The organism is Nocardioides sp. DN36, from assembly GCF_055380375.1.
Map to the genome: position 1 here is coordinate 1,132,172 of NZ_AP043823.1, position 25,602 is coordinate 1,157,773.

Genomic DNA, 25,602 nt, shown 5'->3' on the forward strand with positions numbered 1-25,602 from the left:
CAGGGTCCCGGGCGTGTCGCCGTACGATTGAGCCATGGTCGAGACCCCCGAGAACACCCCCTCCACCCCCGCTGACGGCACCGGCACCTCGCGCGTGAAGCGCGGCATGGCCGAGATGCTCAAGGGCGGCGTGATCATGGACGTCGTCACGCCTGCGCAGGCGAAGATCGCCGAGGACGCCGGCGCGGTGGCCGTGATGGCGCTGGAGCGGGTCCCCGCCGACATCCGCGCCCAGGGCGGGGTCTCCCGGATGTCCGACCCGGACATGATCGACGGCATCATCGAGGCGGTCTCGATCCCGGTGATGGCCAAGGCCCGGATCGGTCACTTCGCCGAGGCGCAGGTGCTGCAGTCCCTCGGGGTGGACTACATCGACGAGTCCGAGGTGCTGACCCCGGCCGACTACGCCAACCACATCGACAAGTGGCAGTTCACCGTCCCGTTCGTGTGCGGTGCCACCAACCTCGGTGAGGCGCTGCGCCGGATCACCGAGGGTGCGGCGATGATCCGCTCCAAGGGCGAGGCCGGCACCGGTGACGTGTCGAACGCGGTGACGCACATGCGCACCATCCGCGCCGAGCTCCGTCGCCTGGCCTCGATGGAGGCCGACGAGCTGTACGTCGCGGCCAAGGAGCTGCAGGCGCCCTACGAGCTGGTCAAGGAGGTCGCCGAGAAGGGCAAGCTGCCGGTGGTCCTCTTCACCGCGGGCGGGATCGCGACCCCGGCCGACGCGGCGATGATGATGCAGCTCGGCGCCGAGGGTGTCTTCGTGGGCTCGGGCATCTTCAAGTCCGGCAACCCGGCCCAGCGGGCCGAGGCGATCGTCAAGGCCACCACGTTCTTCGACGACCCCGACGTGGTCGCCAAGGTCTCCCGCGGCCTGGGCGAGGCGATGGTCGGCATCAACGTCGACGAGATCCCGCAGCCGCACCGGCTCGCCGAGCGCGGCTGGTGACCGGGGCGCGACCCCGCGTCGGAGTCTTCGCGCTCCAGGGTGACGTCCGTGAGCACCTGCGGATGCTCGGCGAGCTCGGTGTCGCGCCGCTCGCCGTACGCCGTCCGGCCGAGCTCGAGGCCTGCGACGGCCTCGTGATCCCGGGTGGTGAGTCCACGACGATGTCGAAGCTGGCCCGCACGTTCGAGCTCTTCGAACCGCTGCGCGACCGGATCAAGCAGGGCATGCCCACCTTCGGCACGTGCGCGGGCATGATCATGCTCGCCGACCGCATCGAGGACGGCGCCGCGGGCCAGGAGACCCTCGGCGGGCTGGACATCACGGTGCGGCGCAACGCCTTCGGCCGTCAGGTCGACTCGTTCGAGGGTGACCTCTCCTTCGAGGGGCTGGCCGGCCCGGTGCACGCGATCTTCATCCGCGCGCCCTGGGTCGAGTCCGTCGGGGAGGACGTCGAGGCGCTCGCCCGCGTCGAGCACGGACCGGCCGTGGGTAGGATCGTGGCGGTCCGACAGGGCCCGCTGATGGCGACGTCGTTCCACCCCGAGGTGGGGGGCGACTCCCGCATCCACGAGCTGTTCGTGGACCTGGTGCGAGGCGCCGGGGCGTGACGGCACGACGTGGTCTCGACAGGCTCGACCACCGAACGACGAAGAGGGACTGATGTCTGGGCACTCCAAGTGGGCGACGACCAAGCACAAGAAGGCCGTCATCGACGCCAAGCGCGGCAAGCTGTTCGCCAAGCTGATCAAGAACATCGAGATCGCCGCGAAGATGGGCGGGCCCGACCCGGCCGGCAACCCGACGCTCTACGACGCCATCCAGAAGGCCAAGAAGCAGTCGGTCCCCAACAAGAACATCGACTCCGCGGTCAAGCGCGGGGGCGGCCTCGACGGCGGCGGCGTCGACTACGAGACGATCATGTACGAGGTCTACGGGCCCCAGGGCGTGGCGCTGCTGGTCGAGTGCCTCACCGACAACCGCAACCGCGCCGCGATGGAGGTCCGCACCGCCGTCACCCGCAACGGCGGCACCATGGCCGACCCCGGCTCGGTCTCGCGCCTCTTCACCCGCAAGGGCGTCGTCGCGGTGTCCAAGAGCCAGGAGCGCGCCGGCAAGCCGTGGGAGCTCACCGAGGACGACATCCTCGAGGCCACCCTGGACGCGGGGGCCGAGGACGTCATCGACCTCGGGGACACCTTCGAGATCCAGTCCGACTCCTCCGACGTGGTCGCGGTGCGTACGGCGTTGCAGGCCGCCGGCATCGACTACGAGTCCGCCGAGGTGCAGTTCGTGGCGACCATGGACATCCCGGTCGGTGACGCCGACGTGGCCGGCAAGGTCTTCCGCCTGGTCGACGCGGTCGACGACCTCGACGACGTGCAGAACGTCTTCAGCAACGCCGACATCTCCGACGAGGCGCTCGAGGCCATCGACGCCTGACCGCGTGTCGCCCCGTCTCACGGCGGGGTGCCCGGTTAGCGTTGCTCCGAACAGGTGTTCGGACGAAAGGCTGCTCATGCGCGTGCTCGGGATCGATCCCGGCCTGACCCGGTGCGGCATGGGGATCGTCGAGGGCCAGGTCGGCAGGCCGCTGAGCCTCGTGGACGTCAACGTCCTGCGGACCTCGTCCGACCTCCCGGTCGCCCAGCGGCTGGTGACCATCGAGAAGGGCATCGACGCCTGGCTCGACGAGTACGCCCCCGACGCCGTCGCGGTCGAGCGGGTGTTCGCAAGGTCCGACGTGTCGACGGTGATGGGGACCGCCCAGGCCAGCGGCATCGCCCTGGTGTGCGCCGCCCGACGGGGCCTGCCGGTCGCGCTCCACACGCCCAGCGAGGTCAAGGCCGCCGTGTCCGGCAGCGGGCGCGCCGCCAAGGCGCAGGTGGGCGCCATGGTGACCCGGATCCTCCGGCTCGACGCACCCCCCAAGCCCGCCGACGCCGCCGACGCGCTGGCGCTGGCCATCACCCACATCTGGCGCGGAGGCGCCCAGGCCCGGATCGACGCGGCGCTCGCCGGGGCTCGACAGGCTCGACCACCGAGGAGACAAGCATGATCGCGTTCGTGCGCGGCCAGGTGGCCGCCGTGACCCTGTCCAGCGCGGTGCTGGAGGTCGGGGGAGTCGGGCTCGAGCTGATGTGCACGCCGGGCACCCTCTCGACCCTGCGCACCGGTCACCAGGCCACGCTGCCCACCAGCATGGTGGTGCGTGAGGACTCCCTGACCCTGTTCGGCTTCCTCGACGAGGACGAGAAGGCCTGCTTCGAGCTGGTGCAGACCGCGTCCGGCGTCGGCCCGAAGCTGGCCCAGGCGATGATCGCGGTCCTCTCGCCGGACGACCTGCGCCGCGCCGTGGCCGCTGACGACGTCAAGACCCTCACCCGGGTGCCCGGCATCGGCCAGAAGGGCGCGCAGCGGATCATTCTCGAGCTCAAGGACCGGCTGGGCGCCCCCGTCGGTGGCCGGGCGTCGACCCCGGGCTCGGCCGCAACCGCGCCGTGGCGCGACCAGGTGCACCAGGGGCTGGTGGGTCTCGGCTGGCCGGCCCGGGACGCCGAGAAGGCGGTCGAGGCGGTGGCCCCGGAGGCCGGTGACGCGCCCGACGTCGCCTCCCTGCTGCGCTCCGCCCTCCGCACGCTGAGCAAGGCCTGATCGGCGTGCACGAGCACCACCTGGAGGCCGCGGAGGAGCAGCACCTGCGCTCCCTGACCGCCGCCGAGGCCGAGGGCGACGAGCGCGCCGTCGAGGCGGCGCTGCGGCCCCGCACCCTCGACGAGGTGGTCGGCCAGTCCCGCGTGCGGGCCCAGCTCGGGCTCGTGCTCGAGGCGGCCCGTCGCCGGGGCCGGGCACCCGACCACGTGCTCCTCTCCGGCCCGCCCGGTCTCGGCAAGACCACGCTCGCGATGATCATCGCCGCCGAGATGACGGCCCCGCTACGCCTGACCAGCGGACCGGCCATCACCCACGCCGGCGACCTGGCGGCCATCCTGTCCGGCATGAACGAGGGCGACGTCCTCTTCGTCGACGAGATCCACCGGATGTCCCGCCCCGCCGAGGAGATGCTCTACATGGCGATGGAGGACTTCCGGGTCGACGTCGTCATCGGCAAGGGGCCGGGGGCGACCGCGATCCCGCTGGAGATCCCACCGTTCACCCTGGTCGGGGCGACGACGCGGGCCGGCCTGCTGCCCGGCCCGCTGCGTGACCGGTTCGGCTTCACCGCGCACCTGGAGTTCTACGAGCCCCACGAGCTGGACAAGATCGTGCACCGCTCGGCCGGCCTGCTCGGCGTCGAGCTGACCGGGGAGGGAGCGGCCGAGATCGCCTCCCGCTCCCGCGGGACGCCCCGCATCGCCAACCGGCTGCTGCGCCGGGTCCGCGACTACGCGCAGGTCCGCGCCGACGGGGTCGTCACCCGTCCGGTCTCGCAGGCCGCCCTCGACCTCTACGAGGTCGACGAGCTCGGCCTCGACCGCCTGGACCGGGCCGTCATCGACGTGCTCTGCCGCCGGTTCGGCGGGGGACCGGTGGGCGTCTCGACGCTCGCCGTGGCCGTGGGGGAGGAACGGGAGACCGTGGAGGAGGTCGCGGAGCCGTTCCTGGTCCGCAACGGCTTCCTCGCCCGCACCCCACGCGGGCGGGTGGCGACGCCGGCTGCCTGGCAGCACCTCGGTCTGGCGGTGCCGCCGGGGCTCGCGCAGCAGGCCGGCGAGGCCATGCTGTTCGACGACGCTGAGTAGACCCCGAGAGCAGACCCGGAAGCAGACCCGGAGCTGCCCGGCCGGCGGTTTCGCAACGACTCGGCAACGGGTCCCCACCGATAGCGGCCGAGATCACAGTCGCGGCTATGCTTGCCCGTCGGTCGGCCCTGTCCCGGCCCACCACACCCATTTTCTGCACGCTCGAGAGGTTTTTTCGTGCCGGAGCTCGCCTCCCTGCTGCCCCTGGTCGCCATCGCGTTGCTGTTCTGGCTCCTGCTGATCCGACCGGCCTCGAAGCGTCAGAAGGAACTCGCCCGCATGCAGGGCTCGTTGAACATCGGTGACGAGGTCATGCTGACCTCCGGCATCTTCGGCATCCTGCGGGAGACCGCCGACGACCACGTCCGTGTCGAGATCGCCGAGGGCATCACCATCAAGGTCGCGCGCGGCGCCGTCGGCACCGTCGTACAGCCAGGGCTCGTGGACGACGAGCCGGAGGAGAACTGACATGGCACGCAAGACCGCTCGCCCGGGGCGCACCGTCGTGGTGTTCTTCCTCGGTCTGGCGATCGCCTACGGACTGGTTGCGCTCGGGGGAACCTGGAAGCCCGAGCTCGGCCTGGACCTTCAGGGCGGCACCCGGATCACGCTGACCGCGCAGGGGAGCCCGAGCAAGGAGAACCTCGACGAGGCTCGCGGCATCATCGACGCACGTGTCAACGGCACCGGCGTCACCGAGGCCGAGGTGACCACCCAGGGTGGCAACCTCATCGTCGTCGAGATCCCGGGCAAGACCCGCAGCGACCTGGTCGACACCGTCAAGCGGCAGGCGCAGCTGCGCTTCCGCACCGTCGCGTGCAGCGAGGGACCGAACGGCGTGACCGGCAGCTGTGCCTCCTCGGCCACCGCGCCCACCGCGCCCACGGCCCCCACGCAGCCGAACACGTCGACCGCGCCCTCCTCGCAGCCCTCGGGCAAGGCCAGCAAGGGCGCCAAGAACCGCCCGCCGCTGCTGATGAAGGACAACAAGGGCGACAAGAGCAAGCCGTCGGCCTCGCCGAGCGACACCGCGTCGCCCTCGGCGTCCACCTCGACGAGCCCGTCCGCGACTCCGTCCGAGGCCCCGGCCGGGAGCGGTGACGCCACGTCGGCGCTCGCGTACATCGACAACCCCGACCAGGCGTCGGTCGCCGAGTTCAACAAGTTCACCTGCCCCTCGAAGGGGACGGTCGTGGACGACCCGACCAAGCCGCTGGTCACCTGTGGCACCGGCGACGACGCCGCCACCAAGTACCTCCTCTCGCCGGCCGCGATCGAGGGCACCGACCTCAAGAGCGCCAGCGCCGGCGTGGCGCAGGGCCAGGTCCAGTGGCAGGTCAACCTCACCCTCGGCGGCGACGGCAAGCAGGTGTTCTCCGACCTGTCGCGGGCGATGGCCGGCTCGGAGAAGCAGTTCGCGGTCGTGCTCGACGGCAAGGTGATCTCCGCCCCGACGTTCGACGGCGTGATCCCCAACGGCAGCGCCCAGATCACGGGCAACTTCACCGAGGACACCGCCAACAGCCTGGCCACCAGCCTGAAGTACGGCGCGCTCCCGCTCGCCTTCGAGAAGGGCGGCACCCAGGTCGAGACGGTGGGCCCCTCGCTCGCGGGTGACCAGCTCTCCGCGGGCATCACCGCAGGCATCATCGGCCTGCTGCTCGTGATGATCTACTGCCTCATCTACTACCGCGGCCTGGGTCTGGTGGTCATCGCGTCGCTCATCGTGGCGGGCGCCGTGACCTACGCCATGGTCCTGCTGCTGTCCAAGGGCGCGGGCTTCACGCTCTCGCTCCCGGGCATCGCCGGCCTGATCGTGGCGGTCGGCATCACCGCCGACTCGTTCATCGTCTACTTCGAGCGCATCCGTGACGAGATGCGCGACGGCAAGTCGATGCGGGTCGCCGTGCAGTCCGGCTGGAAGCGCGCCCGGAACACCTGCCTGGCCGCCGACACCGTCTCGCTGCTCGCCGCGGTCGTCCTGTACATCTTCGCCGCCGGTGTGGTGAAGGGCTTCGCGTTCGCGCTCGGCCTCTCCACGCTCATCGACCTGGCGATCTTCTTCTGGTTCACCCACCCGATGGTCGTCTGGCTGTCCCGGTTCCGGTTCTTCAACCGCGGGCACAAGCTCTCCGGCCTCGACGCGGAGAGCCTCGGCATCGATCGCATCACCGTGGGAGGGAGGGCCTGATGGGCAAGTTCTCGCGTCTCGGCAACGACCTCTACTCCGGTCGCCGGTCCATCGACTTCGTCGGCCGCAAGTGGCTCTGGTACGCCCTGTCCGGCGTCATCATCGTGCTGGCCGTCGGAGGGCTCTGGCTCAAGGGCCTCAACATGGGCATCGAGTTCACCGGCGGCGCGCAGTACCGCGTCTCGATGGACTCCAGCCAGGTGACCCAGGACACCGCCGACAACCTGCGCGACACGGTGGCGGCCACGGGCATCGACGGTGCCGCGTCCCCGGTGGTGACGACCTCGGGTGACAAGGCGATCCTGATCCAGACCGAGCCGCTCTCCAGCGCCGAGAGCCAGAAGGTCGTCGACGCCATCGTCCAGGAGACCGGCGTGAACGCCGACAAGGACATCTCCCAGGACTCGATCGGCGCGAGCTGGGGCCAGGAGGTCGCCAAGCGGTCCCTGATCGGCCTCGTGGTCTTCCTGGTCCTCGTCGTCCTCTTCATCTGGGCCTACTTCCGCGAGTGGAAGATGTCGGTCGCCGCCATCGTGGCGCTCGCCCACGACCTCGTCATCACCGTCGGTGTCTACGCGCTGTCCGGTTTCGAGGTCACCCCGGCGACCGTCACCGGTGTGCTGACGATCCTCGGCTTCTCCCTCTACGACACCGTCGTCGTGTTCGACAAGGTGCGTGAGAACACCAGGGGCCTGCGCGACCGGCGCACGACCTACGCCCTGGAGGCCAACCTCGCGGTCAACCAGACCCTGGTCCGCTCGATCAACACCTCGATCGTGGCCCTGATCCCCGTCGGCGCGATCCTCTACGTCGGTGCCGTCCAGCTGGGTGCGAGCTCGCTGAAGGACCTCGCGCTCGCGCTGTTCGTCGGCATGGCCGCAGGCGCCTACTCCTCGATCTTCATCGCGACCCCGCTGCTGGTGCAGATGAAGTCGAACGAGTCCGACGTCCAGCTCGCCGAGAAGCGTGCCGCGGCCCGGGCGCGTCAGGCCGACCCGTACGCCGCCGTGCCGACGTTCAGCGAGGACATGCCGGTCCAGGCCGAGCCCGGCACCGACGGTCCCGACCTCGGCGACGAGGCGGACGACGCGTCGGTCGCCGGCACCCCCACCACCCGGCGCGCTCCCGAGGCCGCCGGCCGGGGGAGGGTGGCGCCGCCGTCGCGCGGCCCGGTCCGCCCGAGCGGCGCGTCGGGACGTCAGCAGCCCTCGCGGCAGACCCGTTCCAAGCGGGGCAAGAAGTGACGGACGGGGCGGCTGCGGCGCGTGCGGCCCTCGAGCGCCTGGTCGTCGACGTCCAGGACTTCCCGGAGCCCGGCGTCGTCTTCAAGGACATCACCCCGCTCCTGGCCGACCACAGCGGCTTCGCGGCCGTGATCGCCGCCCTCGCGGCGGTCGGCCGCGACGCCGACGGCAACCCGGTCGTCGACAAGGTCGTCGGCATGGAGGCGCGCGGGTTCATCCTCGCCGCCCCCGTCGCCCTGGCCCTCGGCACCGGTTTCGTTCCGGTCCGCAAGGCCGGCAAGCTGCCCCGCGGCACGCACGCCGTCTCCTACTCCCTGGAGTACGGCCAGGCGACGCTCGAGCTGCACCAGGACGCCATCGCCCCGGGCGACCGCGTGCTCCTCGTCGACGACGTCCTGGCCACCGGCGGCACCGCCCGGGCGACGCGTGAGCTCATCGAGAGCTGTGGCGGCACCGCCCACGGGCTGGCCGTGCTCATGGAGCTCGGCTTCCTGCCGGGGCGCGAGACCGTGGGCGACCTGCCGGTCTCGACCCTGATGACGGTCTGAACCCTCGCACCGCCACCCCTAGACTGGTGACGTGACCGAGGACCGCGCCGCCCAGCCGACGCGGGAACGCGCACCGGAGAACCCGGGCTCGACCCGCAGCATGCGGGCGCGCCTGGCCCGGATGGGCCGGAGCGGCCAGACGGGCAACCCTGTCCTCGAGCCGCTCTTCCGCGCCGTGCGCGCCAACCACCCCAAGGCCGACCTGGCGCTGCTCGAGCGCGCCTACGTCACCGCGGAGCGGATGCACGGCACCCAGATGCGCAAGAGCGGCGACCCCTACATCACCCACCCGCTCGCGGTGACCACCATCCTGGCCGGCATCGGCATGACCGAGCCGACCCTGGTCGCCTCGCTGCTGCACGACACGGTCGAGGACACGCCGTACACCCTCGACCAGCTGCGCGGCGACTTCGGCGACGAGGTCGCGCGGCTCGTCGACGGCGTGACCAAGCTCGACAAGGTCAAGTACGGCGACTCGGCGCAGGCCGAGACCATCCGCAAGATGATCGTGGCGATGTCGCGCGACATCCGGGTGCTGGTGATCAAGCTCGCCGACCGGCTCCACAACATGCGGACGCTGCGCTACGTGCCGCAGGCCAGCCAGGAGCGCACCGCCCGCGAGACCCTCGACATCTACGCCCCGCTGGCCCACCGGCTGGGCATGAACACCCTCAAGTGGGAGCTAGAGGACCTGGCCTTCGCAACGCTGCACCCCAAGATCTACGACGAGATCGTGCGGATGGTCGCCGAGCGCGCGCCCTCGCGCGACCAGTTCCTGGCCGAGGTGATCGCCCAGGTCGAGAACGACCTGCGCGAGGCGAAGATCAAGGCGACCGTGACCGGGCGCCCGAAGCACTACTACTCGATCTACCAGAAGATGATCGTCGGCGGTCGGGACTTCTCCGACATCTACGACCTGGTCGGCATCCGGATCCTCGTCGAGGACGACCGTGACTGCTACTCCGTCCTGGGCGTGCTGCACTCGCGCTGGAACCCCGTGCTCGGGCGGTTCAAGGACTACGTCGCGATGCCGAAGTTCAACATGTACCAGTCGCTGCACACCACGGTGATCGGGCCGCAGGGCAAGCCGGTGGAGCTGCAGATCCGCACCTTCGCCATGCACCGTCGTGCCGAGTACGGCGTCGCGGCGCACTGGAAGTACAAGGAGGACGGCCGCAACGGCGTCGACACCGAGCGCCGCGCCGACCTCGACGACATGACCTGGGTGCGGCAGCTGCTGGACTGGCAGAGCGAGGTGGAGGACCCGGGGGAGTTCCTGGAGTCGCTGCGCTTCGAGATCAACCGCGCCGAGGTCTACGTCTTCACCCCGCGCGGCGACGTGATCGCGCTGCCGACGGGTGCCACCCCGGTGGACTTCGCCTACGCCGTGCACACCGAGGTCGGCCACCACACCATCGGCGCCCGGGTGAACGGCCGCCTGGTGCCGCTGGAGTCGACGCTCGAGAACGGCGACGTCGTCGAGGTCTTCACCTCCAAGGCGCCGACCGCCGGCCCGTCACGGGACTGGCTGACCTTCGTGAAGTCGCCCCGTGCCCGCTCCAAGATCCGCCAGTGGTTCACCAAGGAGCGCCGCGAGGAGGCCATCGAGCGGGGCAAGGACCAGATCGCCCGGCTGATGCGCAAGGAGGGCCTGCCCCTCAAGCGACTGCTCTCCCACGAGTCGCTGATGCTCGCGGCGGTCCACTTCAAGCTGGCCGACGTCTCCGCGCTGTACGCCTCCGTCGGCGAGGGCAACCTGAGCGCGCAGGCCGTCGTACGCCGCGTGATCGACCTGCACGGCGGCGACGAGGGGGCGCAGGAGGACCTCGCCGAGGGCGTCACCATCACCGGGCGTCGCGGCAAGCCGAAGATGCCGGTGGGCGGCGACGCGGGCGTGGTCGTCAAGGGTGCGCCCGACGTGTGGGTCAAGCTCGCCAAGTGCTGCACGCCGGTGCCGCCGGACGCGATCCTGGGCTTCGTGACCAAGGGCGGGGGAGTGTCGGTCCACCGTCAGGACTGCACCAACGCCGCCAGCCTCGAGTCCCAGCCCGAGCGCCTGCTCGACGTCGAGTGGGCCCCCACCGGCCAGTCGACGTTCCTGGTGAACATCCAGGTCGAGGCGCTCGACCGGGCCCGGCTGCTCTCCGACATCACGATGGTCCTCTCGGACGCCCACGTGAACATCCTCAGCGCGAACCTCTCCACCACCCGCGACCGGGTCGCCAAGAGCCGCTTCACCTTCGAGATGGCCGAGGCCAAGCACCTCGACACGGTCCTCAAGGCAGTCCGCGGCGTCCCGGGCGTCTTCGACGCCTACCGGGTCACTCAGTAGCCCATTCCCGGCCCACGCCCGGAAGAACGCCGCCGATTGGTCACCAACCGCATGATTTCTGGCGGCGGATTCAAGCCACGGAAGCAACACCGTTTGGATCGGTCGGGTTGGACAGTAGTTCGTCGAGGACCGCGGCGGGGGTCTTCCAGCCGAGGGTCTTGCGGGGTCGTCGGTTCAGTTTCATGGCGATGTAGTCGAGGTAGTCGGGTGGGTAGATGCTCAGGTCGGTGCCCTTGGCGAAGTACTGACGCAGCAGTCCGTTGGTGTTCTCGTTCGAGCCGCGCTGCCAGGGTGAGTGGGGGTCGCAGAAGAAGATCTGCAGGTCCAGCGCTTGGGCGATCTGGATGTGGTTGCTCATCTCCTTGCCCTGGTCCCAGGTCAGGGTCCGGCGCAGGGTCGCCGGCAGTTGGCTCATCGCGGTGATCATGGCCTCTTCGACCGCGTCCGCGCCGTACTCTCCTTTGGGCAGGTGCAGCAGCATCACGAACCGTGATGCGCGCTCGACCAAAGTGCCGATCGCGGAGCTCGACGCGGTGCTGCCCATGATCAGGTCGCCCTCCCAGTGACCGGGCACCGCGCGGTCCTCGGCTTCGGCGGGGCGCTCGCTGATGTGGACCATGCCCGGGATCCGGCCCCGGCGCTGGTCGCCTCGACGGTGCGGCTTGCGCAGCGCCCGGCCGGTCCGCAGTCGTTTGTGCAGGTCACGGCGTAGTTCACCGCGTCCCTGCACGTACAACGCCTGGTAGATCGTCTCGTGCGACACCTGCCACTCCGTTTCGTCGGGATGGTCCAGTCTCAACTGTGCCGCGACCTGCTCGGGTGAGTAGTCCTCCTCCAGCAGCTCCTGGATCCGCTCGCGCAGCAGCGGGTTGGCCGCGATCTTGCGTGGCCGACCAGCGGCCGCGGCGTGTGCCACCCGCTCGGCCCGTCGCTGGGCCCGCAGTGGGCAGTAGCCGCGTCGGCCGGCCGTGGCCGCTGCCAGCCGGCGCACCCTCCGGCTGCGGTACCGGTCCGGTGAGTTGCGTCGAATCTCGCGCAGCACGGTCGAGGGATGACGACCCATACCTCGCGCGATCTTGCGGATCGACCAACCACACCTGATCCCGATCTGAATCTCGACTCGATCCGTCAAGGACAGGTACCGACCCGAGGGCCGGTGCATCACGAACGAAGGCATCACCCCACCAACCTGACGGACCCACGCGAAGCCAGCACCCTCCGCATGCCCCACGCGCCGAGCAGCGTCCCCATAGCCGTCACCGCTACGCACCGCCAGCCAGAACCTACGCAGGTCCTCCCGCGTCACATGACGAGTCACCACAGCCTCCTCAGTCAGGAGGTGTTGCGTCCCGCCCTTGAACCCGCCGGCCGAAATCATGCGGTGTGTGACCAATCGGCGAGGTCTGAGGAGCCCGAGAGCCGCCAGCGGGGTCTCGAGGCTCGGCGCCGGGGCGCCTCGCACCTCGACCAACGGCGGCGAGCCGGGTTCGGCGTCAGGAGGAGAAGTCCGCAGAGGCCTTCTTGGCCATCTCGAGGAAGGACTGGCGCGAGGCGAGGTTCTCCTCGAGCTCCCTGACCTTCTTCTCGTTGCCGGCCGAGCGGGCCTTCGCGAGGTCGTTCTCGACGTCGGCGATGGCCGCCTCGAGCTTGCTGACCATGTCGTCGGCGCGGGCGGACTTCTCCGGGTCGGATCGGCGCCACTGCTCGTCCTCGACCCCGCGGATGGCCTGCTCGACCTTGCGGATCCGGCCCTCGAGCTCCTTCATCCGGTCCCGGGGGACCTTGCCGGCCGCGTCCCACCGGTCCGCGATGTCACGGAAGGCCCGCTTCGCCGCCTCGACGTCGGTGACCGGCAGCAACGCCTCGGCCTCGACCAGGAGCTTCTCCTTGACCTCGGCGTTGGCGGCGAACTCCTTGTCCAGCTCCGCGTTGGCGGCGTCTCGGGCACCGAAGAACGCGTCCTGCGCGCCACGGAAGCGGCGCCAGAGCGCCTCGTCGACGTCGCGGGGGGCCGGGCCGGCGGCCTTCCACTGCTGCATCAGGTCGCGGTAACGGCCCGCGGTCGGGCCCCAGTCGGTGGAGTCGGCGAGCGCCTCCGCCTCGGTGGCGAGCCGCTCCTTGACGACACGGGCGGCGTCCCGCTTCTCGTGCTGCTCGGCGAAGTGCGCCTTGCGACGCCGGGTGTACGCCGTGCGCGCGGTCGAGAACCGGCGCCACAACGCGTCGTCGGAGGAGCGGTCGATGCGGGGGAGCGCCTTCCACTGGTCGAGGAGCTCGCGGAGCCGGTTCGCGCCGTTGCGCCAGTCATTGCCCTCGGCCAGCTTCTCGGCCTCGGCGACGATCTTCTCCTTCTCGGCGCGCGAGGCGGCGGCCCGCTGCGCCTTCTCGACCTTCCGTGCCTCGCGCTGGCCCTCGATCACGGGCGTCAGGGCGTCGAGGCGGGCCAGGAGGCCGGCGAGGTCGCCGACGGCGTTCGCGTCGGTCACCTGGGCGCGGACGGTGTCCACCGATCCGGCGGCCTCCTCGGGGGAGAGCACGCCCGACTTGATCCGCTGTTCCAGCAGCTCGACCTCGAACGCCAGCGCGTCGTAGCGCTCGGTGAAGAAGCGGAGGGCCTCCTCGGGGGTGCCCTCGGGGTACTGGCCCACGGAGCGCTCGCCGTCGGCGGTCGTCACGTAGACGGTCCCGTCGTCGTCGACTCGACCCCACTGATGACTCGTCACTGCATGTACCCCGATCGATCTGTTCGCGTGGCGGCGGGTGCCTCAGGGTCCCATGCTAGTCACGACGCCGGAGGGCGCCGCCCCGGCGGCCCAGCACCGGTGAGACGTCGCCCACTGCGGCTCGATAGTGTGCGGGGGTGTTGATCGCCGGTTTCCCCGCAGGTCCCTGGGGGACGAACTGCTACGTCGCCGCCACCGCCGCGGGCAGCGAGTGCGTGGTCATCGACCCCGGCAAGGACTCGGCCGCGGGCGTGGCCGAGGTCGTCCGGGAGCACCGGCTCAAGCCGGTCGCCGTCCTGGTCACCCACGGGCACGTCGACCACATGTGGTGCGTCGCCCCGGTCGCGGGCACGTACGACGCCACCGCGTGGATCCACCCCAGCGACCGGCACCTGCTGACCGACCCGATGGCCGGCATGTCGCGCGAGACCACCCAGATGCTGCTCGGCGGCAACTACGAGTGGGCCGAGCCCGACGACGTGCAGGAGCTCTCCGACAACCAGGTGCTCGAGCTGGCCGGGCTCCGCTTCGTGGTCGACCACACCCCGGGCCATACCGAGGGGTCGGTCACCTTCCGCTCGCCCTACGAAGCGGCCGACGTCTCCGAGGTCATGTTCTCGGGCGACCTGCTTTTCGCGGGATCCATCGGTCGCACGGACCTGCCGGGCGGTGACCACGCCACGATGCTGCGCAGCCTCACCGAGAAGGTACTGCCGCTCGCCGACGACATCGTGGTGCTCCCCGGCCACGGCGAGCAGACGTCCATCGGTCGCGAGCGCGCGACCAACCCCTTCCTGCTCGACCTCCAGTCCGAGGGACGAGCGGGGCGAGTCACCCGAGGTCTCTGAGGAACATGAGCAACAAGCCCACCCCGCTGAGCGGGTTCCCCGAGCTGCTCCCGGAGCAGCGCTTCGTCGAGCAGCAGGTCACCGACACCCTGCGGCGAACCTTCGAGCTCCACGGCTTCGCCGGGATCGAGACGCGCGCCGTGGAGCCGATGGACCAGCTGCTGCGCAAGGGGGAGACCTCCAAGGAGGTCTACGTCCTGCGCCGCCTCCAGGCCGATGCCGACGGCGCCGACTCCGGCATGGGCCTCCACTTCGACCTCACCGTGCCGTTCGCCCGCTACGTGCTCGAGAACGCCGGCAAGCTGGAGTTCCCGTTCCGCCGCTTCCAGATCCAGAAGGCCTGGCGCGGCGAGCGACCGCAGGAGGGGCGCTACCGCGAGTTCACCCAGGCCGACATCGATGTCGTGGGCAAGGACGTGCTCCCGACCCACTTCGACGTCGAGGTGGCCCGGGTGATGGCCGAGGCGCTCTCCGCGCTGCCGCTGCCGCCGCTGCGGCTGCGGGTCAACAACCGCAAGCTGATCGAGGGGTTCTACCGCGGGATCGGCGCCGAGGACCCCGCGGCGGTCATCACGATCATCGACAAGCTGGACAAGCTCCCCTCCGACCAGGTCGCCGCGCTGCTGGTCAGCGACGCCGGGCTCTCCGAGGCCCAGGCCGGTCAGTGCCTCGAACTCGCGACCATCAGCAGCACCGACACCGGCTTCGTCGAGCAGGTCCGTGCCCTCGGGGTCAAGCACGAGCTGCTCGACACGGGTCTCGAGGAGCTGGCCGCGGTCATCGACGGCTGCGCCACGGTCCGCACCGACCGCTTCGAGGTCGAGGCGAGCCTGAGCCTGGCGCGCGGGCTGGACTACTACACCGGCACCGTCTTCGAGATCTACATGGTCGGCTTCGAGTTCCTGAAGTCGGTCGGCGGCGGCGGGCGCTACGACGCCCTGGCCTCCGACGGGCGCAGCACCTACCCCGGTGTCGGCATCTCCTTCGGGATCTCCCGGTCGCTGGTGCCGCTGATGAGCCGCGGCCTCCTCAGCAGCGACCGCAAGGTCCCCAGCGCCGTGCTGGTCGCCCTCGCCGACGAGGACAGCCGTCCGGCCAGCGACGCGGTGGCCCAGGCCCTGCGTGCGCACGGCGTGCCCTGCGAGGTCGCCGCCAGCCCCCAGAAGTTCGGCAAGCAGATCCGGTACGCCGAGCGCCGGGGCATCCCCTACGTCTGGTTCCCCTCCGCCGAGGGTGACCACGAGGTCAAGGACATCCGGTCGGGGGACCAGGTGACGGCCGACCCGGCCACCTGGGCGCCTCCCGAGGCCGACCTGAGACCCCGCGTGGTCTCGACGAGCTCGACCAACGAATCGAACGAGGAGAAGAAGCAGTGATCCGCACCCATGACGCCGGCGCCCTTCGCGCCGACCACGTCGGCCAGACCGTCACCCTCGCCGGGTGGGTGGGCCGCCGTCGCGATCACGGCGGGGTCGCGTTCCTCGACCTGCGCGAGGCCAGCGGCGTGGTCCAGGTCGTCGTCCGCGACGAGGAGGTGGCCCACCACCTGCGCAGCGAGTACTGCATCCTCGTCTCCGGCGAGGTGAGCCTGCGCCCCGAGGGCAACGCCAACCCGAACCTGCCCAGCGGCGAGATCGAGGTGATCGCCAAGGACGTCGAGGTGCTCAGCGCCTCGGCCCCGCTCCCGTTCCCCATCGACGAGCACGTCGAGGTGGGGGAGGAGGCGCGCCTCAAGCACCGCTACCTCGACCTGCGCCGGCCCGGGCCGAACCAGGCGCTGCGCCTGCGCAGCAAGGTCAACAAGGCCGCCCGCGACGTGCTCGACGAGCACGGGTTCGTCGAGATCGAGACGCCGACGCTGACCCGGTCCACGCCCGAGGGCGCCCGCGACTTCCTGGTGCCGGCCCGCCTGCAGCCGGGCAGCTGGTACGCCCTGCCGCAGAGCCCGCAGCTGTTCAAGCAGCTGCTGATGGTCGCCGGCATGGAGCGCTACTACCAGATCGCGCGCTGCTACCGCGACGAGGACTTCCGCGCCGACCGGCAGCCGGAGTTCACCCAGCTCGACATCGAGATGAGCTTCGTCGAGCAGGACGACGTCCTCGCCGTCGCCGAGGAGATCCTGGTCGCCCTCTGGAAGCTGATCGGGCACGACGTGCCCACGCCGCTGCCGCGGATGACCTATGCCGAGTCGATGGCCCGCTACGGCAGCGACAAGCCCGACCTGCGGATGGGCCAGGAGCTCGTCGACTGCACGGCGTACTTCAAGGACACCCCGTTCCGCGTCTTCCAGGCGCCGTACGTCGGCGCCGTCGTGATGCCCGGCGGGGCGAGCCAGCCCCGCAAGCAGCTCGACGCCTGGCAGGAGTGGGCCAAGCAGCGCGGCGCCAAGGGGCTGGCCTACGTCCTGGTCCAGGAGGACGGCGAGCTCACCGGGCCGGTCTCCAAGAACATCACCGACGAGGAGAAGGCCGGCCTGGCCGCCCACACGGGCGCCCAGCCGGGCGACTGCATCTTCTTCGCCGCCGGACCGGTGAAGTCCAGCCGCGCCCTGCTCGGCGCCGCACGCCTCGAGATCGGGCGCCGCTGCGGCCTGATCGACGAGGACGCCTGGAGCTTCCTGTGGGTGCTCGACGCCCCGCTGTTCGAGCCGACGGCCGACGCGACCGAGTCCGGCGACGTGGCGCTGGGCTACAGCGCCTGGACGGCCGTGCACCACGCGTTCACCTCTCCCCAGGACCTCGAGACGTTCGACCAGGACCCGGGCAACGCGCTGGCCTGGGCCTACGACATCGTCTGCAACGGCAACGAGATCGGTGGCGGCTCGATCCGTATCCACCGCGAGGACGTCCAGAAGCGCGTCTTCGAGGTGATGGGCATCGGTGAGGCCGAGGCCGAGGAGAAGTTCGGCTTCCTCCTCGAGGCGTTCAAGTACGGTGCGCCCCCGCACGGCGGCATCGCGTTCGGATGGGACCGGATCGTGGCCCTGCTCTCGGGCAGCGACTCGATCCGCGACGTCATCGCGTTCCCCAAGTCCGGCGGCGGTTTCGACCCGCTCACGGCCGCGCCGGCGCCGATCACGCCCGAGCAGCGCAAGGAGGCCGGCGTCGACGCCAGGCCGCCGAAGGACGTCCCGTCCGCGGGGTGATTTCGCGCAGGATCACCGGCGGGGGTCGAGACCAGATCGTTACGCGTCGGTGATCCCGGGTGAGGGCCGCATCACATAGAGTCACTGCGGCTGCCAGCCCCTCAGGGGGCCGTCCACGACCCGGGTCGACCGGGTTTCAGACCAGCATCAGATCCGAGAAGACAGAGGTACCATGACGGTTCAGGCCTCCAACCTGGAGAGCGAGCACCTCCCCGACGCCGGTTCGGCGCCCGAGGGCGATCTCGCAAAGATCGCCGGCAAGTCCCCGACGAAGCTCGCGATCGGTCGTTTCCGTCGCGACAAGCTGTCGATGATCTCGTTCGTCGTCGTCGTCCTCTACATCTCAGCGGCGATCATCGCTCCCTTCCTGGTGAAGTTCGGGGTCCTCGACCCGACGAGCTACCACCAGAACCTGACGGACCCGTCCACGGGCGGCATCCCCTACGGCAAGATGGGCGGCGTCAGCTGGGACCACCCGCTGGGTGTCGAGCCGGCCACGGGCCGCGACGTGATGTCCCGCCTCTGGTACGGCATCACGTTCTCGCTGGCCATCGCCCTCACCGCGACGATGATCGCGATCGTGATCGGCGCCGTGCTCGGCATCATCTCGGGCTTCAGCGGCGGCTGGGTCGACTCGATCATCGGTCGCGCCATCGACCTGACGCTGTCGTTCCCCTCGACCCTGATGCTGCTGGCGCTCTCGAGCATCGGCATCCAGCTCGCTGCGGACGCGCTGCCCGGCAAGTTCTCCGACCCGCTGCCCAACGGCGCCTACGTGGTGTTCGTGCTGGCGCTGTTCGGTTGGCCGGGCGTCGCGCGCATCATCCGCGGCCAGGTGCTCTCGGTCCGCGAGCGTGAGTTCGTCGACGCCGCGGTGCTGCTGGGCGCCTCGCGCTACCGGATCTACTTCAAGGAGATCCTGCCCAACCTGTGGGCCCCGCTGCTGGTCACCTTCACGCTGACCATGCCGGCCTACATCTCCGCCGAGGCAGCGCTCAGCTACCTGGGTGTCGGCATCAAGCCCCCGACGCCCACGCTCGGCAACATCCTGCGCGGATCGATCAACTACTCGTCGGCCGACTTCTTCTTCTTCTTCGTGCCGGCCTTCCTGATCATGATCATCGTCGTCAGCTTCAACCTGCTCGGCGACGGCATCCGCGACGCGCTCGACCCCAAGACGGCCCGCTAACCGGCCCTCACGAATTTCGGTGACACAGAGTCACCGATGGTGCCGCCGCTTCCGGCGCGACACACACACAAGGAGAAGTAATGGTCAACTATCGAAAGCGGTTGCTTGCTGGCACCGCTGCGGTGGCAATGGCTGCTGGCCTCGCCGCCTGTGGCGGCGGCTCGGACAGCAACGGTGGGGACAACTCCTCGGAGCCCGGCAAGGCCGGCGGTACGCTGCAGTACTACATCTACGCGCCTTATGAGCACGTGGACCCGCAGCGCACCTACCTCGGCGTCGAGATCACGAACTTTGCCCGCACCGTCTACCGCCAGCTGGTGTCGTTCCCGATCTCGAACGACCCGGAGAAGGCCAACACCCCGGTTCCCGACCTCGCCACCGACACCGGCACCTCCTCGGAGGGCGGCAAGGTCTGGTCCTTCACCGTCAAGGACGGCGTGAAGTGGGAGGACGGCAAGCCGATCACCTGTGAGGACTTCAAGTACGGCGCCTCCCGCGTGTTCGCGACCGACGTCATCACCGGTGGCCCGAACTACCTGCTGAGCTACCTCGACATCCCCACGGACTCGAAGACCGGCCTGCCGGCCTACAACGGTCCCTACAAGGGTGACGGCCAGGAGCTGTTCGACAAGGCGATCACCTGCGACGGCAACACCATCACGTACCACTTCAAGCAGCCGTGGCCGGACTTCCCGCTGGCCATCGCCGGTCTGCACATGATGGACCCGTACCGCCAGGACAAGGACCAGGGTCCGAAGTCCAACTACATGATCTTCTCCAACGGTCCGTACAAGATCGAGGGGAACATGTGGAACAAGAACAAGGGCGCGACCTTTGTTCGCAACGACAACTACGACCCGTCGACCGACACGACCGACCTGCGCATGGCGCTGCCGGACCAGATCAACTTCGACGTGGGTCAGACCTCCGAGACGATCTACGACCGTCTCATCGCCGACAACGGTGACGACCAGTACGCCGTGACGCCGCAGCGCGTTCCCCCGGCCTACTACACCCAGATCGAGGGCGCCGTCGCGGACCGCTCGACCCTGGTGAAGTCGCCCTACGTCGACTACCTGGTGCCGAACTTCCGTCGCATGACCGACCCGAAGGTCCGTGAGGCCCTCAAGGTCGCGACCAACGCCCAGGCGTGGATCGACGCCGGTGGTGGCGAGAAGGCCTACGGCCCCGCCGAGTCGATCGTGAACCCGGCTGTGGTCGGCTACCAGGCCAACCCGGCCTTCGACGGCCCGCAGGAGGGCGACCCCGAGGCCGCCAAGGCGATGCTCGAGGACGCCGGCGTCAAGATGCCTTACCCGATCACCTTCACCTACCCGAGCACCGAGACCGCTGACAAGCAGGCCGCGGCGCTGAAGGAGACCTGGGACCAGGCCGGCTTCGACGTGACCCTCGACGGCCTGGGTGACACCTACTACGACGTCATCCAGAAGCCCACCAAGGACAGCGACGTCATCTGGGGCGGTTGGGGTGCTGACTGGCCCTCCGCCATCACCGTCACCGCGCCGCTGTTCGACAGCCGTATCAACCTGACCTCGAACTCCGACGGCCAGGACTACGGTGCCTACAAGAGCGACAAGTTCAACTCGCTCGTCGACCAGGCCCAGCAGGCCTCGTCGCTGGACGACCAGACCGCCGCTCTGCAGGAGGCCGACAAGGTCCTCGGCGAGGACGTCGCCTACATTCCGCTGGAGGTTGCGAACTTCTACTTCCTGCACGGTTCGAAGGTGACCGGCTACACCAACACTCCCTCCTCGAACGGGTACCCGGACCTGGGCCCGATCGGCGTGGAGAACTGACGCACCTGTAGTTCCCGCAACACTCAATGGTCGGGCGGCCGCTTCGGCGGCCGTCCGACTCCGGGGGGTGAGGGCCTCGTACCGAGGTCCTCACCCTCACCTCCGTCCGGCTGTCGCCGCCACGAGCTGAGACAGCGCAGACCCCGATCAGTACCCCCGAGGTGGTCCCACCCATGTTCGCCTACGTCGTCCGACGCGTGTTCGTCGGCGTGATCATGCTCATCGTGATGAGCCTGGTGACGTTCCTGCTGTTCTTCGCGTCGCCCGTCGACCCGGCGCGTTACGCGTGCGGCAAGAACTGCTCGCCCGAGCTGAGAGAGCAGACCCGCAAGGCGCTCGGATACGACAAGCCGACCGTCGTCCAGTGGACCGACTTCCTCCAGGGCGTCGTCAAGGGCCGCGAGTACCCCGATGACCCCGAGCTGAAGGCGAAGGCGCCCGAGCTCATCGCGGAGTGCCCGGCCCCGTGCTTCGGCTACTCGGTCGTGAACACGACCACCGTGAACGCGGAGATCAAGGAAGCGTTCCCCGTCTCGCTCTCCATCTCGCTCGCAGCCCTGTTCATGTGGCTGCTCGGCGGCGTCTTCTTCGGCGTCATAGCCGCGGTCCGCAAGGGCACCCTGACCGACCGCGGGATCGTCGCGCTGTCGCTGGTGTTCTATGCGTTCCCCGCCTTCTTCATCGGCATCTTCCTGCTCAAGTTCCTGGCCATCAAGTGGCAGTTCGTGCCCATCCCCGAGTACGTCTCCATCGCCGACGGGGGACTGGGGACCTGGCTGCAGGGCCTGTTCCTGCCCGGACTCACCCTGGCCCTGCTCTACATGGCCGGCTACGTCCGCATGACGCGCGCGTTCGTGCTGGAGTCCATGAGCGAGGACTACGTCCGCACCGCCCGGGCCAAGGGCCTCAAGGGACGCCGCGTGCTGGTCAAGCACAGCATGCGTGCCGCGCTCACCCCGCTGGTCACGCTGGTCGGCCTGGACTTCGCGGCCCTGATGGGTGGCGCGATCATCACCGAGACCGTGTTCAACTACAATGGCTTGGGCAAGCTCGCCCTCGACGCAAACCTCACCTACGACCTCCCGACGATCATCGGGCTGGTGCTCCTCCTGGGAACGTTCGTGATCGTCGCCAACATCATCGTCGACGTGCTGTACGCCGTCATTGACCCGCGCGTGCGCGTGGGCTGAGGGGAGAACCGTGTCTTTTCTTTCGGTCCGTGACCTGAAGGTCCACTTCCCGACCGTCGACGGCGTCGTGATGGCGACCGACGGTCTCTCCTTCGACCTCGAGAAGGGCAAGACCCTCGGCATCGTGGGCGAGTCCGGCTCGGGCAAGTCCGTGTCGAGCTCGGCGATCCTCGGCCTGCACCGCAAGACCAGCGCCAGGGTGTCGGGCGAGATCATCCTCGACGGCGTCGACCTGCTGCAGATCAGCGACGAGGAGATGCGCAAGAAGCGGGGCAAGGAGGTCTCCATGATCTTCCAGGACCCGCTCTCCGCGATGCACCCGTACTACACGGTCGGCAACCAGATCGGTGAGGCCTACCGCGTCCACCACAACGTCAGCAAGAAGGCCGCCCGCAAGCGCGCCATCGAAATGCTCGACCGCGTCGGGATCCCGCAGCCGGACCGCCGGGTGGACGACTACCCGCACCAGTTCTCCGGCGGCATGCGGCAGCGCGCGATGATCGCGATGGGGCTGATCAACAACCCCAGCCTGCTCATCGCCGACGAGCCCACGACCGCTCTGGACGTGACCGTCCAGGCCCAGATCCTGGACCTGCTCCAGGACCTCCAGCGCGAGTTCGACTCCGCCGTCATCATCATCACCCACGACCTCGGCGTCGTGGCGGAGATGGCCGACGACGTGCTGGTGATGTACGCCGGCCGCGCGGTCGAGTACGGCGCCTGCAAGGAGATCCTGACCCACCCCGAGATGCCCTACACCTGGGGTCTGCTCTCGAGCGTCCCGGACGTGTCCGGCGACGTGAACGCACAGCTGATCCCGATCCCGGGCAACCCGCCCAGCCTGCTGAACCCGCCGCCCGGCTGCGCCTTCCACCCGCGGTGCACGCACAAGGACAAGGTCCCCGGTGACCTGTGCCGGACCGAGCTGCCCGAGCTGCTCCCCGGCGTGCGCGGCGGCCTGCACACCAAGCGTTGCCACCTGGCCAACCCCGATGAGATCTACGCGACGGAGATCCTCCCTGAGATCGCTCCCGAGCTGGTCGAGGAGAAGTGATGGACCACACCCCCAAGTCCGACGAGGTGCGTGAGGGCGACTCGTCCACCGCTGCGGGTGCCACGACACTGGCGCAGCCGGTCGAGACGACCTCGCAGAACACCAAGGCGGTCCTCGACGTCGAGAACCTCAAGATGTACTTCCCGGTGAAGTCGTCGGGGATCATCCGGCGCACCGTGGGTCACGTCCAGGCGGTCGACGGCGTCTCGTTCCAGCTCCCGGCTGGTGGCTCCCTCGGCCTGGTGGGCGAGTCCGGCTGTGGCAAGTCCACCACCGGACGCCTGGTGACCCGGCTCTACGAGCCCACCGGCGGCACGATCAACTTCGACGGCCGGGACATCTCCAAGATCTCCTCGCGGAGCCTCAAGCCGCTGCGCCGCGAGATCCAGATGATCTTCCAGGACCCCTACACCTCGCTGAACCCGCGCCACAGCGTCGGCGCGATCATCGGGGCGCCGCTGGCGATCCACAACATCCTGCCGAAGAACAAGATCCTGCCGCGCGTGCAGGAGCTCCTCGAGATCGTGGGCCTCAACCCGGAGCACTACAACCGCTACCCGCACGAGTTCTCGGGCGGCCAGCGCCAGCGCATCGGCATCGCCCGGGCGCTGACGCTGCAGCCTAAGGTGCTCGTGGCCGACGAGCCGGTCTCCGCGCTCGACGTGTCGATCCAGGCGCAGGTCATCAACCTGCTCAAGGACCTGCAGCACGAGTTCAACATCGCGTTCCTCTTCATCGCCCACGACCTCGCGGTGGTGCGCCACTTCTGCCCCGAGGTCGCGGTGATGTACCTCGGCAAGATCGTGGAGATCGCCGATCGCGAGACGCTCTACTCCCGCCCGCACCACCCCTACACGCAGGCGCTGCTGTCCGCGGTGCCCGACGTGAAGCAGGCCGCCATCGGCGGCCGACGCGAGCGGATCCGGCTGCAGGGCGACGTGCCCAGCCCGATCAACCCGCCGTCCGGCTGCCGGTTCCGCACCCGCTGCCCCATGGCGCAGGAGATCTGCGCCCGGGTGGAGCCGCCGCTCCTGCAGATCGGCAAGAGCCACAAGGTCGCCTGCCACTTCCCGGGCGAGCTCGGGCACGCGCCGGAGAAGCCGATCACCGCGAGCCTTCTCGGTGTCGACGACACCGGCGCCCCGGACCCGGGTGCCAGCCCGGCCGAGGAGCTGCCCACGGGCTCCGGGTTCTCGGACACGTGGTTCGACCTCGAGCGCAGGACGATGGCGAAGGGCTGACCCCGGTCCGTGGACGGACTGTTCGACATCGGCGGAGCCCCCGCCCCCGCAGCGCGGGGCGGGGGCTCGCTGGCCGTCAACACCCATTCCTCAGCGCCCCTGGCCGTGCGGATGCGGCCCAGGACGCTCGAGGAGCTCGTAGGCCAGGAGCAGCTGCGCGCCCCGGGCGCTCCGTTGCGCCGGTTGATCGAGGGCGACCAGTCGATGTCCCTGCTCCTGTGGGGGCCGCCCGGGACGGGCAAGACCACGATCGCCTCGATCGTCAGCCAGCAGACCGACCGCCGCTTCGTCGAGGTCTCCGCGGTCTCCGCCGGCGTGAAGGAGGTCCGGGCCGCTATCGACGCAGCTCGGTCCGAGCTGGTCGGAGGCGGTCGTGAGACGGTGCTCTTCGTCGACGAGGTGCATCGGTTCAGCAAGGCCCAGCAGGACGCCCTGCTCCCCGGCGTCGAGAACCGCTGGGTCACGCTCGTGGCCGCGACCACCGAGAACCCGTTCTTCTCGGTCATCTCGCCCTTGCTGTCCCGCAGCCTCCTGCTGCGCCTGGAGTCGCTGACCGACGACGACGTGCGTGCCGTGCTGGCCCAGGCGGTCACCGACGAGCGCGGCCTCGCCGGGAAGCTTGCCGTCGACGACGACGCCCTCGACCACCTGGTCCGGCTCGCCGGCGGCGACGCGCGGCGCTCCCTGACCTACCTCGAGGCCGCTGCGGGTGCGGCGACCTCCAAGGGGCTCGACGTGGTCGACCTGGCGACCGCGGAGACGGCCGTCGACCAGGCGGCGGTGCGCTACGACCGGCAGGGCGACCAGCACTACGACGTCACCAGCGCCTTCATCAAGTCGGTGCGCGGGTCCGACGCCGACGCGGCCCTGCACTACCTGGCGCGGATGATGGAGGCGGGGGAGGACCCGCGCTTCATCGCCCGTCGACTGATGATCCTCGCCAGCGAGGACATCGGCCTCGCCGACCCGACCGCGCTCACCACCGCGGTCGCGGCGGCCCAGACCGTCCAGCTGATCGGGATGCCCGAGGCCCAGCTGACGCTGGCGCACGCCAGCATCGCGCTCGCGGTGGCCCCGAAGTCGAACGCCGTCACGACCGCGATCGGAGCGGCGATCGCGGACGTCAAGGCCGGGAAGATCGGGCCGGTGCCGGCACACCTGCGCGACGCCCACTACTCCGGTGCCAAGAAGATCGGCCACGGCGCGACGTACAAGTACAGCCACGACGAGCCGTACGGCGTCGCCGAGCAGCAGTACGCCCCCGACGTGGTCGCCGACGCGGAGTACTACCAGCCAACGGCGCTGGGGGCGGAGGGCGCGATCAAGGAGCGCTGGGAGCGCATCAGACGGCTGGTCCGGGGCTCCGACCGCCCGCGATAGGGTCG

22 protein-coding genes are annotated in these 25,602 nt (G+C 69.7%); 20 read left to right on the plus strand and 2 right to left on the minus strand.

All coding sequences use genetic code 11. The annotated features are described in order from the left end of the window. The first annotated feature begins 34 nt into the window (after positions 1-34). From pdxS to ACZ43H_RS06430, 11 genes are all read left to right on the plus strand, one after another. The gene (pdxS, locus tag ACZ43H_RS06380) at positions 35-955 is read left to right on the plus strand and encodes a pyridoxal 5'-phosphate synthase lyase subunit PdxS (protein ID WP_464588670.1); all 921 of its coding nucleotides are present in this window, start codon (positions 35-37) and stop codon (positions 953-955) included. 62 nt (positions 956-1,017) lie between these two features. After that, positions 1,018-1,563: a pyridoxal 5'-phosphate synthase glutaminase subunit PdxT gene (gene pdxT, locus ACZ43H_RS06385; protein ID WP_464590745.1), complete on the plus strand. Its 546-nt coding sequence runs from the start codon at positions 1,018-1,020 to the stop codon at positions 1,561-1,563. Between the two features lie 52 nt (positions 1,564-1,615). Continuing rightward, positions 1,616-2,395 (plus strand): YebC/PmpR family DNA-binding transcriptional regulator, encoded by a 780-nt coding sequence (locus ACZ43H_RS06390; RefSeq protein WP_464588671.1) that lies wholly within the window; start codon positions 1,616-1,618, stop codon positions 2,393-2,395. A 76-nt stretch (positions 2,396-2,471) separates the two neighbouring features. Further along, entirely contained in the window at positions 2,472-3,011 is a 540-nt protein-coding gene (gene ruvC / locus ACZ43H_RS06395; protein ID WP_464588673.1) for a crossover junction endodeoxyribonuclease RuvC, read from the plus strand. Next, entirely contained in the window at positions 3,008-3,607 is a 600-nt protein-coding gene (ruvA, locus tag ACZ43H_RS06400; RefSeq protein ID WP_464588674.1) for a Holliday junction branch migration protein RuvA, read from the plus strand. Before ruvC ends, ruvA begins: the two co-directional genes overlap by 4 nt. Positions 3,608-3,651: 44 nt before the next feature. Beyond that, positions 3,652-4,695: a Holliday junction branch migration DNA helicase RuvB gene (gene ruvB / locus ACZ43H_RS06405; RefSeq protein WP_464590747.1), complete on the plus strand. Its 1,044-nt coding sequence runs from the start codon at positions 3,652-3,654 to the stop codon at positions 4,693-4,695. Positions 4,696-4,872: 177 nt separating this feature from the next. Further along, positions 4,873-5,163, plus strand: coding sequence for a preprotein translocase subunit YajC (gene yajC, locus ACZ43H_RS06410; protein WP_464588676.1), 291 nt, complete (start codon positions 4,873-4,875; stop codon positions 5,161-5,163). Between the two features lies 1 nt (position 5,164). After that, positions 5,165-6,886: a protein translocase subunit SecD gene (gene secD, locus ACZ43H_RS06415; protein ID WP_464588677.1), complete on the plus strand. Its 1,722-nt coding sequence runs from the start codon at positions 5,165-5,167 to the stop codon at positions 6,884-6,886. Continuing rightward, on the plus strand, positions 6,886-8,130 hold the full coding sequence (secF, locus tag ACZ43H_RS06420; protein WP_464588679.1) for a protein translocase subunit SecF: 1,245 nt from the start codon (positions 6,886-6,888) through the stop codon (positions 8,128-8,130). Before secD ends, secF begins: the two co-directional genes overlap by 1 nt. After that, complete coding sequence (locus ACZ43H_RS06425; RefSeq protein ID WP_464588681.1) at positions 8,127-8,678, plus strand: adenine phosphoribosyltransferase; 552 nt, start codon at positions 8,127-8,129, stop codon at positions 8,676-8,678. Before secF ends, ACZ43H_RS06425 begins: the two co-directional genes overlap by 4 nt. 100 nt (positions 8,679-8,778) lie before the next feature. Further along, complete coding sequence (locus tag ACZ43H_RS06430; RefSeq protein ID WP_464590749.1) at positions 8,779-11,010, plus strand: RelA/SpoT family protein; 2,232 nt, start codon at positions 8,779-8,781, stop codon at positions 11,008-11,010. A gap of 70 nt (positions 11,011-11,080) precedes the next feature. On the opposite strand, the gene ACZ43H_RS06435 is transcribed toward ACZ43H_RS06430, so the two are convergent. Both ACZ43H_RS06435 and ACZ43H_RS06440 read right to left on the minus strand, forming a co-directional pair. Next, positions 11,081-12,388, minus strand: coding sequence for an IS30 family transposase (locus ACZ43H_RS06435; protein ID WP_464588682.1), 1,308 nt, complete (start codon positions 12,386-12,388; stop codon positions 11,081-11,083). A gap of 115 nt (positions 12,389-12,503) precedes the next feature. Further along, positions 12,504-13,733, minus strand: coding sequence for a DUF349 domain-containing protein (locus tag ACZ43H_RS06440; RefSeq protein WP_464588684.1), 1,230 nt, complete (start codon positions 13,731-13,733; stop codon positions 12,504-12,506). Positions 13,734-13,870: 137 nt separating this feature from the next. On the opposite strand from ACZ43H_RS06440, the gene ACZ43H_RS06445 reads away from it, so the two are divergent. From ACZ43H_RS06445 to ACZ43H_RS06485, 9 genes are all read left to right on the plus strand, one after another. Further along, the gene (locus tag ACZ43H_RS06445) at positions 13,871-14,581 is read left to right on the plus strand and encodes an MBL fold metallo-hydrolase (protein WP_464588686.1); all 711 of its coding nucleotides are present in this window, start codon (positions 13,871-13,873) and stop codon (positions 14,579-14,581) included. A gap of 5 nt (positions 14,582-14,586) precedes the next feature. After that, positions 14,587-15,957, plus strand: coding sequence for a histidine--tRNA ligase (hisS, locus tag ACZ43H_RS06450; protein WP_464588688.1), 1,371 nt, complete (start codon positions 14,587-14,589; stop codon positions 15,955-15,957). After that, the gene (gene aspS, locus ACZ43H_RS06455) at positions 15,954-17,726 is read left to right on the plus strand and encodes an aspartate--tRNA ligase (protein WP_464588690.1); all 1,773 of its coding nucleotides are present in this window, start codon (positions 15,954-15,956) and stop codon (positions 17,724-17,726) included. Before hisS ends, aspS begins: the two co-directional genes overlap by 4 nt. 172 nt (positions 17,727-17,898) lie before the next feature. Beyond that, positions 17,899-18,915: an ABC transporter permease gene (locus ACZ43H_RS06460; protein WP_464588692.1), complete on the plus strand. Its 1,017-nt coding sequence runs from the start codon at positions 17,899-17,901 to the stop codon at positions 18,913-18,915. Positions 18,916-18,995: 80 nt separating this feature from the next. Beyond that, positions 18,996-20,732 carry an ABC transporter substrate-binding protein gene (locus tag ACZ43H_RS06465; RefSeq protein WP_464588694.1) on the plus strand — a complete coding sequence of 579 codons (1,737 nt, stop codon included), beginning with the start codon at positions 18,996-18,998 and terminating at the stop codon, positions 20,730-20,732. Positions 20,733-20,905: 173 nt separating this feature from the next. After that, positions 20,906-21,922, plus strand: coding sequence for an ABC transporter permease (locus ACZ43H_RS06470; RefSeq protein ID WP_464588695.1), 1,017 nt, complete (start codon positions 20,906-20,908; stop codon positions 21,920-21,922). A 10-nt stretch (positions 21,923-21,932) separates the two neighbouring features. Further along, a complete protein-coding gene (locus ACZ43H_RS06475; protein ID WP_464588697.1) occupies positions 21,933-22,976 on the plus strand; it encodes an ABC transporter ATP-binding protein in 1,044 nt (347 codons plus the stop codon). Further along, a complete protein-coding gene (locus ACZ43H_RS06480) occupies positions 22,976-24,217 on the plus strand; it encodes an ABC transporter ATP-binding protein (RefSeq protein WP_464588699.1) in 1,242 nt (413 codons plus the stop codon). Before ACZ43H_RS06475 ends, ACZ43H_RS06480 begins: the two co-directional genes overlap by 1 nt. 9 nt (positions 24,218-24,226) lie before the next feature. Next, a complete protein-coding gene (locus tag ACZ43H_RS06485; protein ID WP_464588701.1) occupies positions 24,227-25,597 on the plus strand; it encodes a replication-associated recombination protein A in 1,371 nt (456 codons plus the stop codon). Positions 25,598-25,602 lie beyond the last annotated feature (5 nt).

Coding starts and splice junctions, on each gene's coding strand:
- ruvA (WP_464588674.1), top strand. CDS start 3,008: ATGATCGCGTTCGTGCGCGGCCAGGTGGCCGCCGTGACCCTGTCCAGC.
- ACZ43H_RS06390 (WP_464588671.1), top strand. CDS start 1,616: ATGTCTGGGCACTCCAAGTGGGCGACGACCAAGCACAAGAAGGCCGTC.
- ACZ43H_RS06465 (WP_464588694.1), top strand. CDS start 18,996: ATGGTCAACTATCGAAAGCGGTTGCTTGCTGGCACCGCTGCGGTGGCA.
- ACZ43H_RS06430 (WP_464590749.1), top strand. CDS start 8,779: ATGCGGGCGCGCCTGGCCCGGATGGGCCGGAGCGGCCAGACGGGCAAC.
- secD (WP_464588677.1), top strand. CDS start 5,165: ATGGCACGCAAGACCGCTCGCCCGGGGCGCACCGTCGTGGTGTTCTTC.
- hisS (WP_464588688.1), top strand. CDS start 14,587: ATGAGCAACAAGCCCACCCCGCTGAGCGGGTTCCCCGAGCTGCTCCCG.
- ACZ43H_RS06480 (WP_464588699.1), top strand. CDS start 22,976: ATGGACCACACCCCCAAGTCCGACGAGGTGCGTGAGGGCGACTCGTCC.
- secF (WP_464588679.1), top strand. CDS start 6,886: ATGGGCAAGTTCTCGCGTCTCGGCAACGACCTCTACTCCGGTCGCCGG.
- ruvC (WP_464588673.1), top strand. CDS start 2,472: ATGCGCGTGCTCGGGATCGATCCCGGCCTGACCCGGTGCGGCATGGGG.
- ACZ43H_RS06470 (WP_464588695.1), top strand. CDS start 20,906: ATGTTCGCCTACGTCGTCCGACGCGTGTTCGTCGGCGTGATCATGCTC.
- pdxT (WP_464590745.1), top strand. CDS start 1,018: ATGCTCGGCGAGCTCGGTGTCGCGCCGCTCGCCGTACGCCGTCCGGCC.
- ACZ43H_RS06460 (WP_464588692.1), top strand. CDS start 17,899: ATGACGGTTCAGGCCTCCAACCTGGAGAGCGAGCACCTCCCCGACGCC.
- ACZ43H_RS06435 (WP_464588682.1), bottom strand. CDS start 12,388: ATGATTTCGGCCGGCGGGTTCAAGGGCGGGACGCAACACCTCCTGACT.
- pdxS (WP_464588670.1), top strand. CDS start 35: ATGGTCGAGACCCCCGAGAACACCCCCTCCACCCCCGCTGACGGCACC.